A 22,417-nucleotide genomic window follows, 5' to 3' on the forward strand; every position below is an offset into this window, starting at 1 on the left:
AGCCTCCTTTAACAGGAGGCTGTATCCATTATCAAAGGATTTTTACTCTTTTATTCTAGGTTTATTAACATCAGTAACATTATCATTAACTGCTGTATCATTAGCAGAATTACTTTCTTGTGATAATTTCTGTTCTGACTCTTCTTCATGACTTTGTTCTTCTGAGTTAGCTATATCTTCTTTTTTAACATCTGAACCTGAATCTTCGGTTTTGATTTCTTCTTTTTCATTAACATCTGAATTTGGCTCTTCGGTCTTAACTTCTTCTTTTTCATTAACGTCTGAACTTGGCTCTTCGATCTTAATTTCTTCTTTTTCATTAACGTCTGAACTTGGCTCTTCGGTTTTAATTTCTTCTTTTTCATTAACATCTGAACTTGGCTCTTCGGTCTTAATTTCTTCTTTTTCATTAACGTCTGAACTTGGCTCTTCGGTTTTAATTTCTTCTTTTTCATTAACATCTGAACTTGGCTCTTCGGTCTTAATTTCTTCTTTTTCATTAACGTCTGAACCTGGCTCTTCGGTCTTAATCTCTTCTTTTTCATTAACATCTGAACTTGGCTCTTCGGTCTTAATTTCTTCTTTTTCATTAACATCTGAACCTGGCTCTTCGGTCTTAATTTCTTCTTTTTCATTAACGTCTGAACTTGGCTCTTCGGTTTTAATTTCTTCTTTTTCATTAACATCTGAACTTGGCTCTTCGGTTTTAATTTCTTCTTTTTCATTAACATCTGAACTTGGCTCTTCGGTTTTAATTTCTTCTTTTTCATTAACATCTGAACTTGGTTCTTCTATTTTTTCTTCTTGATTTACTGAATCTTCCGGTGGTTGAACTTCCGCATCTCCTGGCTGTTCTGCTGGTTGCTGTCCTTCTGGTTGCTGAGGTGTTTGTTCCTCTGCTTGATTTTGCTCTTTGTTACTTAATTTTTCTATTTCTTCTTTAATAGCTTTTATTTCACTATTTACTTCTTCTAATTTCTTGCTTAAATCACCAACTTCACTTTCTAATTCAGATACATACTCAACATATCCTTTTACAACTTCATTTATTTTATTTATTTGATCATCAGTAAGTTCAATTTTATTTGGTATTTCTATTGAACTTCCACCACTTTCAGCAGTTATTTCTGTCTTATCAACCTTTTCACCTTTTAATTCAGCTAATTTACTCTTCAATTCTTCTCTTTCTTCATTAGCTACATCTGTTTTTTCATTTAAATTAATCTTTGATTTTTCTAATGTTTCTGCGTAATCAGTATATCCTTTTGCAATTTCATTTATTGATTTTATTTTCTCCTCATTAAGAGTACCATTGAATTTTTCTCCAACCTCTTCCCCTTCTACAGGTTGAATAACTTCTTCTTCTCCAACATTTGCTTTAATTGCTTCAATATCTGCTTTAATCTTTTTTATTTCACTATTTAACTTATTTGCTTTATTGGTTAAATCTTCAATGTCAGCTTGCAATCCAGATACATATTTTAAATATCCCTTAGCTACTGAATCAATTGAACTAACTTGTTCTTCAGTAAGTTCAAAAATATTATGTTCTTCTGATGCATTATTATTTAACTCTACTTCTTCTAATATAGCTTTTGACTTATCGTCTAAGTTAATAGCTTTAACACTATTTTGTTCTGCTTCATTCTCATTTAATTTTTCTTTATTTACTAATAATAACTGCTCTTGCAATTCTTTCTTTTGGCTACTTAAACCCTTAACCTGATCATTTAAGCTCTTTTTCTTATTTTTCAAGTCTGCTACATAATCGATATATCCTTGTGCAATTTCATTTATTGCTTCTATTTGTTCTGGCTCAAGAGTACCATCAAATTTCTCAATGAATTCTTCTTCTATAGGCTCAAATTCTTTAATCGTTTCGGTATTCTTCATTAAATGAGTTTTAGAGTCATCAAAATTTTCACTACTAAACTTTGCAATACTAAACATCATAATATTTCTTGATCTTAATTCTAGCTTTTGAAATTCCCACTCATATGGATTAGGTTTATATTTACTTATAACCCCTAATGTATTTCTCCTAACTGTATCTTTATCTATTGTTCCATAACCCTCATAATGAACAAATCCATTTAAATAATCTAGTTCTACCTTAAAAGTCTCCGGACAACATTTATATCTAGTATATGCTTCTTCCTTATAATTCCAATCTTGAAACGGTTTTCTATGCCAATATATATTATGTTCTTCCACATAATACTCTCCATTCATATGAGGAGCTACATAGCATGTTTTTTTTAACCACTTATCAACTATGAAATATTTATACTGATTTGGTATTGAATTTGTATAGCATTTATCCACTTTATGTTCTTTCACTATTTCCTTTTTAGAACTGACATGTATAGGCGCTTTAAAATATCCATCATCATCTGCTCTATAATATTTTCCATTCAATTCTATACAAAATTGTTTACCATCTTTTCTTAAAATCACATTTTTTATTGGTTCTATATAACCATATTGATCTTGAACAACTTTAAAATTTAATACAGCACCATCTTTTATTAAACTTCCAATCTTAAATTTTATAAACCATTTTGGATAATTATATTCAATGCCTAAATAATTACCATATTGGTCGTAAACATCTTCCTCATCTTCTTTGTAACATACCTGAAAATCATAAATAAAGTCTCTAGCCTCAGCCACTGACACCGTCCCCGTAGCACTAAAACTATTTGCATAATAAGAATAACACTTATTATTAACCATAAATGCAGAGGTGATCATCAACCCAGAAGTTAAAATAGATAAACTTTTTAAGGTTAAATTCTTTCTTTTCTTTTTTTCATTCTTTTTTCGTATCTCTCTTCGCAAGGTTTCACCTCCTTCTACTAAATAAAATCTTTAAATGTAACTATATCTTAAACATATATTTAATTAATCTATTTATATACATATATGGTGCATTCATAATTGAATTCACCATATATAGTATTTAAATTTATTGACTTTTTATAAAATTAGGTTTTATAAATTTTTAACTTGGCTTTTTTTAATCATGATTTTGAACTGCCTTAAACTCAACTTTAATTTTCATATCTTTGTTTGCATATGCATTATCACTACCAGTATCACTTGTACTCTTCCAATCTACTTCAAAATGAAATTTATCTAGGTCTTCAGTTCCATCTATCTTATCATTTTCTACATATTCAACATCCCATTTACCCTCTACTAGCTCACTCTTCTTTAGTTCCTTACGTTCACCATTATATACAAAATATAATTTTATTGGAGAATTGTCATCAATTAGATTAACGACATCAGGCGTTATAGTAAATTTATAATTAGATGCTATCTCATTTTTTCTTGTTATACTACCCTCTGCACTACTAAATGAATTTTCACTAGGGTATATATCACCAATTGAAAAATATGCCTTCGTATTCCATCCATCATTACTAACATCCCATTTTAATGAGTGAACCTTATTTTCTTCACTTGTAAAACTATTTGCATAATACGCTGTAGTTCCCATACTTACTCCAAATGCCAATACTCCTGCTAATAATAAACCTAATATAGTTTTTTTCATTATATAAATCCCCCTTTTATTTACTTTTTTATAATATAATAATAAATACAAATTGAATATTTTTTTGACAAGTCGTCTTTTAAAAAGCTTCTTGTCTTTTTCATTGGCTATGCTTTATCTTAAAACACAACCTTTTAATTCTGTTACATATTAAATAACTATGTTTTTATAAACTTTCACCTCCCTTACTTTTAAGTTTATAAAATGTATTAATTTTTATTAGAACTTTGCAATAGCAAAGTATTCTTAACTTTCCACTTTCAATTCTCAACAGTTCCAAATTATTCTTCTAAACTTTCACTATCTTTTTTCCTCTCCTCTTTTTCTTTTTTTACAGTTTTCACTAGCTCACTTCCAATTAAAACTGCTACTGGGATTAAAATAATCACTATAAACCCCTTAGGTGTTCTAATAAACTGAGCAATATTTCCCCCTTTAGATATGAAATATACATTCTTTCCTATAAGCTGCTGCGTAGTAACTAATTTAGCATCCTCAACATTATTGGCATCTCCCTTTGTCTTAAACTGTATCTGCCCATCTTTATTTATTACTTCAACAACTCTATGAGTTACCAATGTACTTGCATTTAATCTATAGGTTATTATGTCGCCTTCTTTTATTTCTTCTGGTTTTATGTCTTTAGCTATTACTACATCACCTGGCTGTATTTGCGGCTTCATACTACCAGTAAGTACCGTTAACCCTTTATATCCAAAAAGTGAAGGAATTTTTCCTGGATGCCTTTTTGCCTGTATTATTGAAAAAAACGTTCCAATAACACATAAGATAAGCAGAATAAATATTATATTTCCTGCCCACTTTAATATTCTTTTAACTACTTTCATTCACTCTTTCCTCCTATTTCTTAAATTTCATCTTTTTTATGTAAAATAAAAAACCGCCTTCTACTAGTTTTACTAGTAGGGACGGTTGCACCACTAACTCCATATGTCCCAGGTACCCAAATACAGAACATATATCACAGTTTCCCTTATGATTATTTTATTGTTAATGTTATATTTAAAATATATTCTTTAACAAATCATCAACAACTTTAAATCATAAGTAAACTTCCATATACCTCTTATGTATTGTTTTCAATTTAATCTTGCCTACATTTACAGTATATGAAGTTCACTAAAAAGTGTTACTGATTTTTCAATAATTTTCAACTTTCAACTTTCAACTTTCACCTCTCAATTCTCAACTCTCTTGACTACCTTCTCAAGCTTTCCCTGTATAATCAATCTATGTGTAGCCACTCTAATAGGAGTACATGTTATTAAGGTAATCATTTTGTCTTTTCCATTTCCATTCAAAACCTCTACTTCCTCTGGCTTTACTATAAATTTATTAAATACTTTATACTTATATTCCTTATCTTGTGAAAAAATTATAATATTATCTCCTACCTCAACCTCATCCAGTCTATTGAAATGTTTTCCATAGCTGTAGCATCTATGACCTGCAATAGCGTAATTACCTACTTTACCAAGCTTTCCTGTATTTTTCATATGACAGACAGTAGTTCTAAGATTTTCTTTAGTTTCTCCCTCTAAAATCGGCATATATAAATTTATTTTATCTATCTTCAAAATAGCAGCATTCTCATATATTTTTCGTATTTTTTTATTTTCTTCACTTTTATAATTATTTTCCGTGGATTTATCATTACCAATTTCCTTTTCCATTTCCCCTATATTTCTTAAGCTTTGTTCATATTCTTTCAGAACTTTCTTTTCCTTATATGCACTATACCCATCTCTTATCTTCGGATACGCCATAACAAAAATCCCCAAAACAATTAACCCAATAGCAATTTTTTTCTTCATACCCTTCCCCTTTCGTTAATCAAATACAAAATATATCAATTCCATCTATCCAATAAAAAACCTCGTTTAAATATATGTTTTATAAACATAAAATATTTCATATATATTAAAAACAAAAAATTCGAAGGAGTAAGCTCCCTCGAATTCATACTAAACCTTATTCGTTATCATCCTCTTTAGTATTTTTTCTAATTTTCAAGCCTATTAATACCATAAAGGCTCCTGTAATATAATTTATAAGCGGACTCTGTCCACCTGTTTTAGGTAGCGCAGGTAGTTCTTCTTTACCTTTAACTTCGACTTCAGCTGTTTCCTTTACAGCACCATTAGGTGTTCCTTCTGGAACATTATCACTAGGAACTACTATATCCTTCTCTCCCTCTTCTGCAGATTTAACTACTACTGTTCTTAATATTTCATCAGCTTTATTTCCAGCGTTATCACTTACGTTATAAGTTATAACATAAGTTCCTTCTTTATCTGTATTTACTTTTTCATCTTTTCCATTAACCCTTATTTCAATCTTGTCTGTAATATCTCCATCAACATCATCTACCGCTACTGCTCCTAATTCTTCATATTTATCTCCTAAATTAAGAGTTATCTCTGTATCTCCATTTAAGGTAATAACAGGTTTTTTCTTATCCGGAGTACCTTCTGGAATTTCTGGCTCTACTGGAATTATTACTTCCTCTTCTACTACCACAGTTCTTCTTACTTCATTGGCTTTGTTTCCTTCTGAATCACTTACATTATAGGTTATTACGTATGTTCCTGCTTTATTTGTATCGACTTTATCCCCACCAATTTTAATTTTATTTGTTATATCTCCATCTTTATTGTCTTCTGCAGTTGCTCCTGCATCTTTATAATCTGTTCCAAACGCTAAAATTACTTTTGAATCTCCTATTAATGTAATTACTGGCTTAGCAGTATCTGAAGTATTAGATGAGCTATGTGACTTATGCGACTTATGCGATGTTCCATTTGCTTCATACGGTGCTACTATTACATTTACTTTTGCTTTTAATTTTGTTTCTTCCACATATTTTAATACTGATAAATCTAAAGTTCCCTCAAATGCATATTTTTTTGCTATTTTGCCATCATATTGAGGAATCGATTTATCCCATATTACTGGAACTGAAACTATTTTATTTGAATCATCACTTAACTTAATTCCAACTATTTTCGGCAATCCAATATCCTTTTGTTCCATTCCATATGATACATTTATATTTTTTAACTCAGCTACACTAATTACTTTTCTTTTTTCTACGATAACCTTTGCCTCTGCCTTTAAGCTAGTTGCTTTTACATATTGTAATTTTGATGAATCTATTACACCTGTAAATATATATTCTGTTGATACATTAGGATTATATAGTGGTTTCCCTTCATTCCATATAACTGGAACTTCTGATTTTGAACCATCACTTAATGTTATTTGAATCTTTTCTGGTAATGCAATTTTATCTTTTGATGTTCCGTATGGTACAAATACATCTTTTATAACATTTACACCTTTAACTAAGTTAACTACTTTTACTGTTCTTGTAACTTCCTCTGCTGCGTTACCGGCTTTATCTTTTACATTATATTTTAGAGTGTATTCTCCAACTTTACTTGTATCTACCGTTCCAGTTACTTTAATTGAATTTGTAATATCCCCATCTTTAATATCCGATGCTGTTACATTACTTTTAACATCATATTTTCCGCCACCAATTTCTAATTCTACTATTTCTGTTCCTTGTTCTAATGTTATTACTGGTGGAGTTTTATCTGGATTTGAAGGTGTAGGTGGAATGTATGGTGGAGTATATGGTTTTGAGTCTACTATTACATTTACTTCTGCTTGCAATTTATCCGTATTTGTCACTCCTTTTGGAAGTACTAATTCGCCTTTAAATTCATATTTTCCAGATTTGTTTCCATCATATGAAGTTTTATCATACTCCCAATTTACTTCAACATCTATTCCTTCATTATTAGGGACATTTCCAATTATTAAAGCACACTTTACTGTTGAAGGAAATTCGATATCATTTAATTTTGTTCCATATTCAACATTAATATCTTTAATTATACCTACTTTGGATATTTCCGCTTCTGGACCTGCTTCTGCAATTAAAGATTTCTTTTCTCCATCCGGACATGTGAGAGTCCAAATTAAATCATCTCTATAAAATTTTGTTGTAAATGCGCTGTCATGGGTTCCTACTTCAAATACATTAATTGGGTTTTTATTTCCTTCAATTATAGTATCTGCACCAGAACTAAATATACTCTCTCCTTCTGCAACTATAATTTTTTCTGTATTGTTATTTGTGTATCCCCAAACCGCTGTATAAGTTCCATCACGATTATCAGTAACCTTATTAAGAATATCAAATTTACCAAACGTTACATTTACTGAATTTGATGGCTCACTTTCAATTTCATTTACTATTTGAGTCACATAGTAACCATTAGTAATTGGTACTTCTGTAAATTGATATTCTGTTTTACTTTCATCTAATTTATTACTTTTAACCTCTCCAACGGTATTATATAATTTTAAAGTTGCTCCTCCTATGGCGCCTTGTACATCTACTGTACCACGTCCTTCTGTACTGCCTTTTATTCTTACTGGTGGAGTGCTAACCCTTACATTTACTTTAACATTAGACTCTTCTGTATATTCTAGAGTAGTTAAATCCAACTCCCCTTGAAAATTATAATCTCCTGGCTTATTACATTCATAAACAGGAGTTGAAGTCCATTCTTTGATAGGAACTTTCATATTAGAGTTATCACTTAAACTAATTGTAGCTTCTTTTGGTAACACTATTTCCTCTTGCTTTGTGCCATATGGCACAGTTATATCACCAAACTCTTCTACATCAACTACACTTTTTTTCTGTACAATTACATTTACACTTGCCTTTAAATTCCCTGGATTTGTTGCCTCATATGGTAAATTACTTATACTTCCAGTAAATTTATACACTTGTAAACCAGAACCATCATCTGGCAATTGTTCGCCATTATTCCATTCAACATTAACTTCTGCAGGCTCTCTATTATTAAATGTTACCCTAACACTTACTGGTAAACTTGATGATATGATATCTATAGAATTGACAGTTACATCTGGAATTTTGTCTACTCCTGTTACTACTACAGGTGCATCCTTGGCATAAGCTGTTGCACTTATATCTTGAGAATCGCAACATCCATTATTGTGAATAATTCTCCATGTTACTGACTCTCCTGTAAACTTTGTTTGAAATTGATTATGGTTTTCTCCTTTTTTAAAAGTATGTTTTTGTACACTATCCTCTCCTATTGGTACTGTATTATCCGTCATGTTTTCTATTGTTCCATTCAAAGTACTTTTCCAATTATCTTCTCCCTTATCTAGTGGAACTCCATCTTCCCAACAATAGGTATTATTATATCCCCAATAAGCTGTATATTCTTCTGCTTCATAATCATAATCCACTTTTTCTACTATAGGAGTAACTGCCCCAAAAACACCAGGATCTACAGTTACTTTGCATGAATCTTCATACTTCCCATCCTCTGTAGTTACCGTTATTATAGCAATTCCTGGATTACCTGCAGTAACTGTACCATTCTGTAATACTTCTGCTATATCTGGTTTATCTGATGACCATGTTACGTTTTTATTTGTGGCATTATTTGGTGTTATTTTCGCTATTAACTGTTTACTCTCTTTTGGTTCTAATGTTATTTCATTTCCTTGTTTTATTTTTACTCCTTCTACTGGCCTTCGTTCTACTTTAACTTCACATTCTGATTTATATCCTCCATCTCTAGTAGTAACAACTACAGTTGCTGTTCCCTCATTTTTTGCTGTTACCCTGCCATTTTGATCTACGTCCATTACATCTTGACCTTTCGGTTCTGACGACCATATTACCTGTTTATTACTTGCATTTTCAGGTTCTATTGCTGCATCTAATGTTTCAGTATCTCCTATCTTTAAATTTAATTGTTTCTTATTTAAGCTTATTCCTTTTACTGATGTAGATTTAACAGTAACCGTACATGTCGCTGTTTTTTGTGGAATAGATATAGTCGTTACTGTAATAGTTGCCTCTCCTACACCTACTGCTGTTACTTCTGCCTCTTTATGATTTTTCCAGTTTCTTTTTACACTCACCACATCTGTGTTACTTGATGACCATTCTATAGCTCCCCACCAGTTTGATTCCACCTCTAACTTTAATTTATTTCCCTGTTCTAAAGATAAATTGTCTTCCTTGAATCTTATATAATATTTCGGTAGTATAGATTTTGACTCAAGTAATTGTTCATCACTTTGTTTTTCAGGTTGTTCTAGCTCATTTTCACTTACTTCTAATTTAGGTGAATTTGTAGACTCTTCTCCCTTTAATACTGGTAGTGTTTCTTTTTCTTCTAATGAAGCTTCTTTATCTTCTTCTACTATATCCTCCTCTTTTTCTTCTAATTGAGTTCCTTTACCATCTTCTACTATAGCTTCTTCTTTTTGTCCTGTCGGTATTTCTTTATCATCTTCTACTGAAGTTTCCTCTTTTTCTCCTTGTGGAGCTTCTTTATCTTCTTCTACTATATCCTTCTCTTTTTCTTCTAGTTGAGTTTCTTCACCTTCTTTTACTACAGCTTCTTCTTTTTGTTCTGTCGATATTTCTTTGTCATCCTCTACTGAAGTTTCCTCTTTTTCTCCTTGTGGAGCTTCTTTATCTTCTCCTACTACAGCTTCATCTTCATTTTTTATTGTTTCTTCTTCTATTGCATTTACACTCTCAACGTCCTGTTCTATAACCGCATCATTATCAGCAGCATAAACTCTAGTATTCATCCCCCCTGTGCTAACTAAAAATACCATAGTAAACACTAAAAACAATGCAATTCTGGAAAGCTTTAATTTTCTCATACTTCTCTCCTTTCTTTAATAAAACTATTGTTCTGTTAAAGAAAGGTCGGTTGCACTATTGACTCCATATACCCCAAGTGCCCATATAAGTGATATACTTCATTGTCCCCTTTCATTATAGAATTTAATTTTTAGTTCTCCTCCTTTATCATTAATTTTAAATATACAAAAATTTCACCAATACATAGGTGAATTTTGTAATCTAGTAACTCCTCCAATACCCAATATGTTTTTTACATATTAAAAAAGTTCAAAATTAGCAAATTTATTTATCTAATAAACAACTTTATTAAAATATATGCTTTATATATGATAAATATTGCATCTATTATCCAACTAATATCAACTCTCCAATAATTACAAAAATAACTTATTAAAACAAATAAAGCCTAAAGACAGAAATTATCTATCTTTAGGCTTTATTATTAAAACTTATATCATACTTTATTCTATTATCCTCTTAAAAACGAGTCCCCCATCAAATATTCATCCACACTCTTAGCAACAGTTCTTCCATCATGGATACATTTAACAACAAGAGATTGACCTGTTCTCATATCTCCTGCTGAGAAAACTCCTTCTACACTTGTCATTCCAGTTTCATCTGTAGAAACATTTCCTCTTGCATCAAATTTTAATCCAAGTTCTTCAAGCATTCCTTCCTGAGTTGGATGCAAGAATCCCATAGCTAAAAGAACTAAATCTGCTTCTATTTCAAATTCGCTGTTTGGAACTTCTACCATATTCATTCTTCCATCTTTATCTTCAGTCCACTCTACTTTTGAACAAAGCAGCTTTTTAAGCTTTCCATCTTCTCCTACAAAGGCTTTCGTTAATACATTCCAATCTCTTTCACAGCCTTCTTCATGAGAAGTTGTAGTTTTCAATATCTTAGGGTAAGTTGGCCAAGGCATAGTTTCATCTCTTTCTTCTGAAGGCTTTGGCATTATTTCAATTTGGTATACTTGCTTAGCACCCTGTCTTACAGCAGTACCAACACAGTCAGAACCTGTGTCTCCTCCACCTATAACTACTACATTTTTGCCTTTTGCATTTATCTCTTCTTCATCAAATTTCTCATTAGAAACTTTCTTGTTTTGTTGAGATAAATATTCCATTGCAAAGTGAACTCCTTTAAGTTCTCTTCCTTCTGCTTTCATATCTCTTGGAACACTTGAACCTCCTGTTAAAATTACTGCATCAAATTTATCAAGAAGCTCTTTTGCCTTAACATCTGCTCCAACTTCAATGCCTGTCTTGAAAGTTATTCCTTCTTCTTCCATAACATTAATACGTCTGTCAATTACATACTTTTCAAGTTTGAAATCAGGTATACCATATCTTAAAAGTCCACCTATTTTTTCACTCTTTTCAAAAACTGTAACTTCATGTCCAGCTGCATTAAGCTCTGCAGCTGCTGCAAGTCCAGCAGGACCTGAACCTACAACTGCAGCCTTTTTACCTGTTCTTACCTTAGGCGTATTAGCTTTTACCCAATTTTCTTTAAAAGCTCTTTCTATAATAGTAAGCTCAATTTCTCTTACTGAAACTGCTTTTCTGTTTATTCCAAGAGTACATCCAGCCTCGCAAAGTGCTGGACAAACTCTTCCTGTAAATTCTGGAAAATTATTTGTAAGGGTCAATCTTTTATATGCCTTTTCCCATTGATTCTTATAAACCATGTCATTCCAATCTGGTGCAATATTCCCTAGAGGGCACCCCCAGTTACAAAAGGGTGTTCCACAGTCCATGCATCTTGCTGCCTGCTCTTTTATTTCTTCTTCATTTAAAGGTATATATACTTCTTTATAGTCCTTTATTCTCTCTTTAACTGAGCGTTTATTGTAATTCTTTCTTTCAAATTCTTTAAATCCAGTTAATTTTCCCATATCTGCACCCCCTACTCTTTAAGATACCTTCCCATTTTTATTCTTCTTTTCTAAGATAGCTTTATATGCAGTTGGGATAATTTTCTTAAATTTACCCTTATAAACATCCCAATTATCTAAAATATCCTTAGCTTTTGCACTATCTGTATATTTATAGTGATTTTCTACAAGTTTGTATACAGCTTCTTCATCATTTTTACTGCTTATATTTTCTATTTCAAGCATTGTTTCAGTACATTTGCCTTCAAAGCTGCAGTCTTCATCCAGAACATATGCTACACCACCGCTCATACCTGCACCAAAGTTTCTTCCAGTGTTTCCTATAACCACTACAACTCCACCAGTCATATATTCACAGCAGTGATCTCCAACACCTTCAACAATAGCTTCCGCTCCACTATTTCTTACAGCAAAACGTTCTCCAACCATTCCATTAACATAAAGCTGCCCAGAAGTTGCACCATAAAGAATTGTATTACCTGCTATAAAGTTTTCTTCAGCCTTAAAGCAGCTTTCCTTTGGAGTTTTAACAATTACTTTTGCTCCTGATAAGCCTTTACCAACATAGTCATTAGCATCTCCTTCAAGTACAAGAGTAAGTCCTCTTGCTCCAAAGGCACCGAAGCTTTGACCAGCAGAACCTATAAAATCAAATACAATTGTATCTTCTTTAAGTCCTTTTTCTCCATACTTCTTAGCAATTTTACCACTTAACATTGATCCCACAGTTCTATCTGTATTTTTAATTTCAAAGCTTCCACGAACTTCTTTTCCACTTTCAAGAGCTGGAGCCGCAACTTGTATTAAGTGATGATCCATAGCTTCATCAATTCCATGGTCTTGTGCAAGCACACAGTATGGTTTTATTCTTTTTGGCATATCCGGTCTATATAGAATATTAGATAAATCAAGCCCTTTTGCCTTAAAGTGATTTATAGCTTTTTCTCCCTCTATCTTATCTACTCTTCCTATCATTTCATTCATTGTTCTAAATCCAAGTTCTGCCATGTATTCTCTAACTTCCTGTGCTATGAAAGTAAAGAAGTTTATTAAATACTCTGGTTTTCCTTTGAAGCATTTTCTAAGCTCTGGATCTTGAGTTGCTATACCCATGTCACAAGTATTGCAGTGACATTTACGAAGCAATGTACATCCTAAGATTACTAGAGCAGTTGTTGCAAAACCAAATTCTTCAGCACCAAGTAAAGCCGCAATAACTACATCTTTACCTGTTTTTATTTGTCCATCTGTTTGAACTCTAACTCTGCTTCTTAAATTATTTAACATAAGAACCTGATGCGTTTCTGAAAGACCAATTTCCCATGGTACTCCAGCATTTCTTATTGATGATAGTGGAGCTGCACCAGTTCCTCCATCATGTCCGCTTATTAATATTACATCAGCATGAGCTTTAGCAACTCCTGCTGCAACAGTTCCAACACCAACCTCTGATACAAGCTTTACACTTACTCTACTGCTTGGATTTACTGATTTTAAATCATATATTAACTGTGCCAAATCTTCTATTGAGTAAATATCATGATGTGGTGGTGGTGAAATTAAATCTATACCTGGTGTTGAATGTCTCATTCTTGCTATATATTCATCAACCTTTTTACCTGGAAGATGACCACCTTCACCTGGTTTTGCCCCTTGAGCAACTTTAATTTGAAGCTCATCTGCATTAACAAGATAATTCGCTGTAACACCAAATCTAGCTGAAGCTACCTGTTTTATGGCACTTCTTCTGCTATCTCCTTTGCTGTCAACTCTATATCTTGTTTCATCTTCTCCACCTTCACCTGAGTTACTCTTTCCACCCAATCTATTCATAGCTATTGCAATAGTTTCATGAGCATCTCTACTGATTGAGCCTAATGACATAGCTCCTGTACAGAATCTCTTTACAATTTCAGAAATAGGCTCTACTTCTTCTATTGGAATTGAATTTCCCTTTTTAAAATTAAACAAGCCTCTTATAGTACATAAATTTTTACCTTGCTTGTTTATGAGTTCTGCATATTCTCTATAAACTTTGTAATCATTTGTTCTTGTAGCTACCTGAAGTTTGTATATAGTTTCAGGATTAAACAAATGGAATTCCCCATCTTTTCTCCAAGCATACAATCCTCCAACTTCAAGCTCTGACACTGGTTTTCTAAGTCTGTTAAAAGCTTGATTATGTCTAATTAATACTTCCTTTGCAGCCTCTTCTAATCCAATTCCACCTATTCTTGATGGAGTTCCTTCAAAGTATTCATTTATAAATTCTTCATTTAAACCAAGGGCTTCAAAAATTTGTGCACCATGATAACTTTGAATTGTACATATTCCCATCTTTGATAGGATTTTTAATAACCCTTTGCATATAGCATATATATAGTTATCCACAGCTTCTTTAACAGTTACATTTTGAATTTGCTTTTCTGCAACCATATTTTCTATGCTTTCATAAGCAAGATATGGATTAATAGCACTAGCACCGTAACCTACAAGAAGTGCAAAGTGAGTTGTTTCTCTAGCTTCTCCAGTCTCAATAATTATTGACACTTTTGTTCTGCTCTTTTCCTTTATTAAATAATGATGAACAGCAGATACAGCAAGAAGACTTGGTATTGCAGCTTCATAGCCATCTACCTTCTTATCACTTAAAACAAGGATATTATAACCCTCTGAAACACGTTTTGAGGCTCTTTCACATATTAATTTCAAAGCTTCTTTAAATCCTTCAACTCCATTATCTGCTTTAAAAGTTATAGGTATTGTTGTAGCTTTAAAATCCTTAGTTTTAAGATTCTTAATTTTTGACATTTCCTCATCAGATAAAACAGGTCTTTCTATTTCAATAAATGGGCTATTAGAAAGCTCATTATTCAATATATTTTCCTGTGACCCTATATAATTCATAAGAGACATAACAACTCCCTCTCTTATAGGATCTATAGGTGGATTTGTAACCTGTGCAAAAAGCTGTCTAAAATATGAGAATAAAAGCTGTGGCTTATTTGATAAAACTGCAAGAGGAGTATCATTCCCCATTGAACCTATAGGTTCTTTAGCATTTTCAGCCATATCCTTTAATATAATCTCTAAATCTTCCATAGAGTATCCAAAAGCCTGTTGTTTCTCCTTTAAAGCTTCTGGATTTATAGCTGCCTTTTCCTCTACCGCTTCAAAATTATCTAAAGTAAGTTTATTTTTCTCAACTACTTCCTTATAAGGCTTACTTAAGCAAAGCTCTTTCTTGATTTCTTCATCTTCAAAGATTTTTTTCTCAATAGTATCCACTAGAAGCATCTTACCAGGCTCTAGTCTTCCTTTTTTAACTATTTCTTCTGGGCTAAATTGAACAACACCCACCTCTGATGCCATTACAATAAGTCCGCCTTTTGTAATAACGTATTTTGCAGGTCTCAATCCGTTTCTATCAAGAGTTGCTCCTATTTTTTCTCCATCCGTAAAGAATACAGCAGCAGGACCATCCCATGGTTCAATAAGTGATCCATGATATTCATAGAAAGCTTTCTCATCCTCTGCCATGAATTTGTTACCCTTCCATGCTTCTGGAATAAGCATCTTCATAGCATGCACACTATCTCTTCCGCTCATTGAAATAAGTTCAAAAACATTATCCAAAGATGCTGAATCACTTCCATTAGGAGTAATTACAGGGAATATCTTCGAAATATCCTCACCAAATGCCTCAGACTTTAATACTCCCTCTCTTGCATTCATCCAGTTTCTATTTCCTCTTATAGTATTTATTTCTCCGTTATGAGCTAAATATCTGAATGGCTGTGCTAAATCCCAAGTAGGGAAAGTATTTGTACTAAAACGTTGGTGAACAAGTGCAATAGCACTTTTAAAGTTTACATCATTTAAATCAAGATAAAATCCACTTATCTGATCTGCTAAAAGCAATCCCTTATATACTATAGTTTTACTTGAAAGACTGCATATATAAAAGTATTCGCTGTTTCTCTCAACTAATTTTCTTACTTCACTCTCTGTTCTTTTTCTTATAATATAAAGTTTTCTCTCAAATTCCTCTTGTGAACAATTACACTTCTGGACAAAAATTTGTCTAATTATAGGTTCAGTTCCTTTTGCTGTCTCACCTATGCATCTGTTATCCGTAGGTACATCTCTCCAGACAAGAACCTTCTGACCTTCTTCTTCAACTATTCTCTCAAATATACCTTCACATTGATATCTTAAGCCTGGTTCTTTAGGCAAAAATGTCATACCTACTGCATATTCACCAAACTTAGGAAGCTCAATTCCTAAATTATCGCAGCTGATTCTAAAAAATTGATCTGGTACTTGAAGCATGATTCCAGCCCCATCACCAGTCTTAGGATCAGAACCAACAGCTCCTCTATGTGTTAAATTAACCAATACCTGCAAAGCTTTTTTTACAAGCACATGAGTTTTTTCCCCTTTTACACTAGCAACAAATCCTACTCCACAATTATCTTTTTCAAATTGGGGATCATAAAGCCCTTGCTTGATAGGTAAGCCCCTATTGTTTTCCATTATATTTACCCCCTCGTTTTATCCTGTTAATACTCGACATAATTTTCTCTATAAGCAGTTTTACTTAATATTATATATTGATTTCTGCAACTTTTCAATAAATTCATTGCAATTTTCTATATATTGTTCACGTTTTCAATAACAATTTTAACCATTTTAAAGTTTTATGAATTTTTTATTTCTATTTCTTGCTTTCTTTACCTCTAAACTATATTGATTTTTATAGAAACGCACTTAACTAAAGCCTAAAAAGGTATATTTCCCTTTTCAGACTTTAGTTGTTTTGCGTATATTTTTTTATTCAACTTCTCCCAGTTTCTGTTATCGTACTTTCTTTTATCAACGTGTTTCCATATCATTATACATTTTATGTGCTATCACAAGAAACTGCTCATAGCTTTCAGGTGCTCTTCTGATAAATCCAATCATCTGATTATTTTCATCAAAAACTTCTACTAAACCTTTTGTATCATTTGCTTTAAACAAGTAGTCACCTATTTCGGTTTCATAAATATTTCTATGAACAAACATTAAGACCACCCCTATAAGTTTAATGCTTTATATTAACCACATCTTCTGTGTTTACTAATTCTTTAACGTATACTCCCTTTACTTCTCGCGTATCTAAAGTTCTAATTTGTGCTGTTTCAGTATCATTATCTACTCTTTCAATCCATACTGGATGCCCATCGTACATTATCTTAACATTTTCCCTGTTAGTTATGATTTCATGAAGTCTTTTCATATCCATATTATTACCTCCTCATATCTAGACTATATAAAAAGTTTCTCTAAAAATGTACTGAATTATGTATAAATTTTTTTTATTTTTTCATATAAGGTGTATTAAAAGTTAAAAGCTGTCAATAATTTAGATGTAAACTTATTAAGAGAGGAGTTTTAAACATGAATTCAAAATTCAAAAAATCATTAATAATTATTTCTTCAGGCATTGTTTTATTTTTAGGAGTATTTTTTATGACTAGAAGCATAAGTAATTTAATAGATACACCTGATAAGGACAATGTAATTACTATGGATGAAAACTCTGGGAAACCTGCTACGAATAGTACTTCTAAAGAAAAAAGTAATACTGCTAATATTAAACAGGATACACAAGCTAGCAAAACTAAAGATAAATCTACTAAAACTTATGAAAAACAATCAGAATATGTAGTACAATCAGGAGATACATTATCAAGCATAGTTGAAAATTTAATGCCTTGGTGTGGCGAAAATGATGCCATTAAAACAATCATAGAAATGAACAATATTAGAAACTCAGAAATTCTACCTGTAGGTGTTCATTTACTTATACCTGAAAATCCTATAGATACTACTGGTTGTGTGGAGCATACAATACTTAAGGGTGAAACATTATATCAAATAGCAACAAAATATCTTCCTTCAATAGACTCAAATAAAGCTGTTGATGTTATCATGAAAAGAAATAATATATCAGACCCTAAATCAATTACCGAAAACAGAGTTATATTTATCCCTCAAGATAATGTTAAAACAACAAATGCTGAAGCAACTTCAACTGAAGACTAACTTTACTATATAGAAAGAGTGTATAAATCAGTTATACACTCTTTCTATATAATAGTAACTTCTCTACTTTATATTAACTTGCTTTGCATTCCATATTTCACTGGCATATTTCAAAATAGTATTATCACTTGAAAAAATTCCTGAATGAGCAATATTTGTTATACACATTTCCTCCCATTTAGTCTTGTTTCTATATAATTTATCTATTTTATCTTGTGCTTTAACATAAGAGTTAAAATCTTTAAAAATAAAATATTCATCATTACGTTCTATTAAGTGATTATATATATTTTTAAATTCAGCACTTGGAACTCCAAAATACCCATTCATTATTTGATTTACCATTATATGAATTGTAGGATCTTTATCATATAATTCTCTTGAAGAATATCCACCATTTTTTTCATAATTCATAACTTCTTTTGCAAGCATACCAAAGGTTACAATATTTTCATCTCCTACAGCATCTCTTATTTCTATATTTGCACCATCTAATGTTGCAACAGTTACTGCTCCATTCATCATGAATTTCATATTTCCAGTACCTGAAGCTTCTTTTGAAGCCGTTGATATTTGTTCACTAACATCTGCGCAAGGAATTATTTTTTCAGCTAACGACACTCTGTAGTTTTCAAGGAAAATAACTCTTATCTTATCATTTATTGTTTTATCGTTATTTATTTTATTTCCAACAGTATTTATCAATTTTATTATTTCCTTAGCCAAGTAATAACTTGGAGAAGCCTTTGCCGCAAAAATAAAGGTTCTTGGCACAATATCCAAGTTAGGATTTTCTTTCAAGTTATTATACAAATACATAATATTAAATAAATTAAGGATTTGTCTTTTATATGCATGAAGTCTTTTTGCCTGTACATCATAAATTGAATCTGGATTAATAACTATTCCATACTTATCTTTTACATGTTTTTCAAACCTAACTTTATTGTTTCTTTTAATCTTATATACCTCATCTTGAAAAGAAGAGTATTTTGAATATTTTAACAATTCTATAAGATTTGTAGGTTGCTCAATCCATTTATCACCTATGGTTTCAGTAATAAGTTTTGCAAGCTTTGGATTAGCTTGAAGAAGCCATCTCCTATGAGTTATTCCATTTGTCTTATTATTAAATTTTTCTGGATATAATTCATAAAAATCTGAAAGCTCTCTTCCTTTTAATATCTCCGTATGAAGCTTTGCAACTCCATTTATTGAATGTCCTCCCACAATTGCAAGATTAGCCATTCTAATTTCTCCATTATTAATGATAGCCATATTATTTACTTTTCCCCAATTGTTAGGATACTTTGCAAATAACTTATCTGTAAATCTTCTATTTATTTCCTCTATTATCATAAAAATTCTAGGTAATAAATTTTTTAATATGCTTATAGACCATTTTTCAAGTGCCTCTGCCATTATAGTATGATTAGTATACGATATAGTTTTAGTTGTTATATTCCACGCTTCATCCCATTCCAATTCTTTTTCATCAATTAATATTCTCATAAGTTCTGCAACTGCAAGTGATGGATGAGTATCATTAACGTGAATAGCTACATATTTATATAAATCATTTATAGGCTTTCTTGTCTTAATATAACTTCTTATTATACTTTGAATACCTGCGCTTACAAAAAAGTACTGCTGTTTCAATCTCAAAATTTTTCCTTCCAGCTGAGAATCATCTGGATATAAAACTTGAGAAATAGATTCTACAGAGGATTTATATTCTACAGCTTTTGAATAATTACCGTGTTTAAAAAATGAAAAATCTAATTCTTTATCACTCTCTACTGTTTCAGCACTCCATAATCTTAAAGTATTTACTGTTTTATTATTATATCCGATAACAGGAGTATCATAAGGAACAGCTAAAACCTGATCGTAATTCTCATGTTTAAAAAGCATTCTTCCATTTTCCATATAATGAGTTACTCTTCCACCAAATTTAACTATTATGGATTTATCATCCTTCCTAGTCTCCCATATATTACCTTCTCTTAGCCAATTATCAGGAATTTCAACTTGATATCCATCAACAATTTTCTGCTCAAATAATCCATACTTATATCTTATTCCACATCCATGTCCTGGAATTCCTAAGGATGCCATAGAATCTAAAAAGCAAGCTGCTAATCTTCCAAGACCTCCATTTCCAAGTCCTGCATCCATCTCGGCTTCTTCTAATTCACTGAGACTTATGCCAAGATCTTTTAGTGCTTTTTCACACTCTTGCTCTATTCCAAGATTCAATAAGTTACTTCTAAGAAGCTTTCCTATTAAAAATTCCATAGAAAAATAATAAACTTGCTTTCTACTATTTTCTCTGTACTGCTTATTTGTTTTTAACCAGTTCTCAGCACAATATTCTTTTATTAAGCTTCCAAAAGCCAAATATTTATGAAGTGTTGAAGCTCCCTCAATATCCTCTGAAAACATGTGAATAAGTTTTCTCCTAAAATCTTTTTTTATAGTTTCGCTATTCAAACTCATGCCCCTCACTCCTAAATTAATTACTTCCACATTATTCTGTTATACATATTGATATATTCATAGGCAGATTTTTGCCAACTATTGTCCTCTTGCATACCACGTCTAACTAATGTATTCCATATTGATTTATTCCAATAGAAACCTATAGCTCTTTTTATTGTATTAAGCATATCATGGGCATTGAAGCAGGCAAAAGAGAAGCCATTTCCTGAACCATTAAATTCATTATACGGATTAACAGTATCATTAAGTCCACCAGTTTCCCTCACAATTGGAATACTTCCATATCTTAAAGCTATAAGCTGTCCTATACCGCAAGGTTCAAATCTCGATGGCATCAAAAACATATCTGAGCCAGCATATATCTTTTGTGCAAGAGATGCATCAAAGTATATGTTAGATGACATTTTATGTGGATATTTCCATGCGAAAAATTTAAACATATCTTCATACTTTTGTGTGCCTGTTCCTAAAACTACAAATTGTACATTTTCCCTAAGTATTTCTTCAATCACACATTGAACCAAATCTAGTCCTTTTTGTTCTTCAAGCCTTGTAACCATTGCTATCATTGGTATATCTCTATTTACAGGTAATCCCAGCATTTTCTGCAGTTCTTCCTTATTTCTGAATTTATTTTCCAAATTATCTTCACCGTAATTAAAAAATAAATTAGGATCTATATGTGGGTTATTAATTTCTGTATCAAGCCCATTCAATATTCCATATAGTTCATTACTTCTACATTGCAATAACCCATGTAGTCCTTCCCCAAAATATTCTGTTTTTATCTCTTGTGCATACGTAGGACTAACTGTTGAAACAGCATCTGCAAATTTAATACCTCCTTTCATAAATGAAACTCCATCATATTGTTTTAGTTTATCTTCTGAGTAATATTCCATACTTAAATTCAATAATTGTGATAAAATTTCTTTTCCAAATACACCTTGATATTTTAAATTGTGTATTGTGAAAACAGTTCTTATATTATTATATTGCCATCTCCACCTAAAGTGTTCATTAAGTAATGGAATACACATAGCACTATGCCAGTCATTACAATGAAGTATGTCTGGTACAAAATCTTCCATATGACTAATAGCCTCTAATACAGCCTTTGAAAAAAATGCAAATCTTTCTCCATCATCATAGTCTCCATAAGCTGTACCTCTTTTAAAATAATACTCATTATCTATGAAGTAAAAAGGTATTCCATCTTCATCTGCCCTTAAAAGTCCACAGTACTGATTTCTCCATCCAACTGGAACAGTAAACTCACTAATTCTTTCCATTCTCTCAGTATATCTATTACTGATTTGCTGATACTTAGGTATTATAACTCTTACATCAATTCCTAGTTTTCTAAGAGCCTTTGGAAGTGCATAAGCTACATCTCCAAGACCTCCTGTTTTAATGAATGGATACGCTTCTGAAGCGACAAATAAAACTTTCATTAACATCCTCCTCCACTTATAATATATTATGTTATAATTTGAATTTTATTAATTATATTACATTTTTTACCTTTAATCATTATATCATATTATTTTTATAATTAATAAGAAATTTAAGTAAAAAATTAAATGGATATAGACTTAAAGTTAATCTATAT

12 protein-coding genes and 2 riboswitches are annotated in these 22,417 nt (G+C 31.6%); of the genes, 1 reads left to right on the forward strand and 11 read right to left on the reverse strand.

Translation table 11 applies throughout. The features are described from left to right. Positions 1–42 precede the first annotated feature (42 nt). From OIO11_RS05055 to OIO11_RS05095, 9 genes are all read right to left on the reverse strand, one after another. A complete protein-coding gene (locus OIO11_RS05055) occupies positions 43–2,841 on the reverse strand; it encodes a hypothetical protein (RefSeq protein ID WP_268070320.1) in 2,799 nt (932 codons plus the stop codon). Positions 2,842–3,019: 178 nt separating this feature from the next. Then, positions 3,020–3,562 carry a hypothetical protein gene (locus OIO11_RS05060; protein WP_268070321.1) on the reverse strand — a complete coding sequence of 181 codons (543 nt, stop codon included), beginning with the start codon at positions 3,560–3,562 and terminating at the stop codon, positions 3,020–3,022. Positions 3,563–3,843: 281 nt separating this feature from the next. After that, complete coding sequence (locus tag OIO11_RS05065; protein ID WP_268070322.1) at positions 3,844–4,410, reverse strand: signal peptidase I; 567 nt, start codon at positions 4,408–4,410, stop codon at positions 3,844–3,846. 70 nt (positions 4,411–4,480) lie between these two features. Next, a riboswitch (cyclic di-GMP riboswitch) is annotated at positions 4,481–4,564 on the reverse strand. 197 nt (positions 4,565–4,761) lie between these two features. Then, entirely contained in the window at positions 4,762–5,397 is a 636-nt protein-coding gene (locus OIO11_RS05070; protein ID WP_268070324.1) for a class D sortase, read from the reverse strand. Between the two features lie 157 nt (positions 5,398–5,554). Beyond that, a complete protein-coding gene (locus OIO11_RS05075) occupies positions 5,555–10,324 on the reverse strand; it encodes an immunoglobulin-like domain-containing protein (RefSeq protein ID WP_268070326.1) in 4,770 nt (1,589 codons plus the stop codon). Between the two features lie 35 nt (positions 10,325–10,359). Further along, a riboswitch (cyclic di-GMP riboswitch) is annotated at positions 10,360–10,443 on the reverse strand. 333 nt (positions 10,444–10,776) lie between these two features. Beyond that, positions 10,777–12,213, reverse strand: coding sequence for a glutamate synthase subunit beta (locus OIO11_RS05080; protein WP_268070328.1), 1,437 nt, complete (start codon positions 12,211–12,213; stop codon positions 10,777–10,779). An 18-nt stretch (positions 12,214–12,231) separates the two neighbouring features. After that, complete coding sequence (gltB, locus tag OIO11_RS05085; RefSeq protein ID WP_268070330.1) at positions 12,232–16,749, reverse strand: glutamate synthase large subunit; 4,518 nt, start codon at positions 16,747–16,749, stop codon at positions 12,232–12,234. 339 nt (positions 16,750–17,088) lie between these two features. Then, positions 17,089–17,280, reverse strand: a complete 192-nt coding sequence (locus tag OIO11_RS05090; protein ID WP_268070332.1) for a hypothetical protein — start codon at positions 17,278–17,280, stop codon at positions 17,089–17,091. 19 nt (positions 17,281–17,299) lie between these two features. Then, positions 17,300–17,500, reverse strand: a complete 201-nt coding sequence (locus tag OIO11_RS05095) for an H-type small acid-soluble spore protein (RefSeq protein ID WP_268070334.1) — start codon at positions 17,498–17,500, stop codon at positions 17,300–17,302. A 155-nt stretch (positions 17,501–17,655) separates the two neighbouring features. Between OIO11_RS05095 and OIO11_RS05100 the strand changes: the two genes are divergently transcribed. Further along, positions 17,656–18,303, forward strand: a complete 648-nt coding sequence (locus OIO11_RS05100) for a LysM peptidoglycan-binding domain-containing protein (RefSeq protein WP_268070336.1) — start codon at positions 17,656–17,658, stop codon at positions 18,301–18,303. Between the two features lie 63 nt (positions 18,304–18,366). On the opposite strand, the gene OIO11_RS05105 is transcribed toward OIO11_RS05100, so the two are convergent. Both OIO11_RS05105 and glgA read right to left on the reverse strand, forming a co-directional pair. Next, complete coding sequence (locus tag OIO11_RS05105; protein ID WP_268070337.1) at positions 18,367–20,802, reverse strand: glycogen/starch/alpha-glucan phosphorylase; 2,436 nt, start codon at positions 20,800–20,802, stop codon at positions 18,367–18,369. 20 nt (positions 20,803–20,822) lie between these two features. Then, a complete protein-coding gene (glgA, locus tag OIO11_RS05110; RefSeq protein WP_268070338.1) occupies positions 20,823–22,259 on the reverse strand; it encodes a glycogen synthase GlgA in 1,437 nt (478 codons plus the stop codon). Between the last annotated feature and the right edge of the window lie 158 nt (positions 22,260–22,417).

Origin of the sequence: Clostridium sp. ZS2-4 (assembly GCF_026719745.1) — a bacterium.
In the GTDB taxonomy this organism is placed as follows: domain Bacteria; phylum Bacillota; class Clostridia; order Clostridiales; family Clostridiaceae; genus Clostridium_H.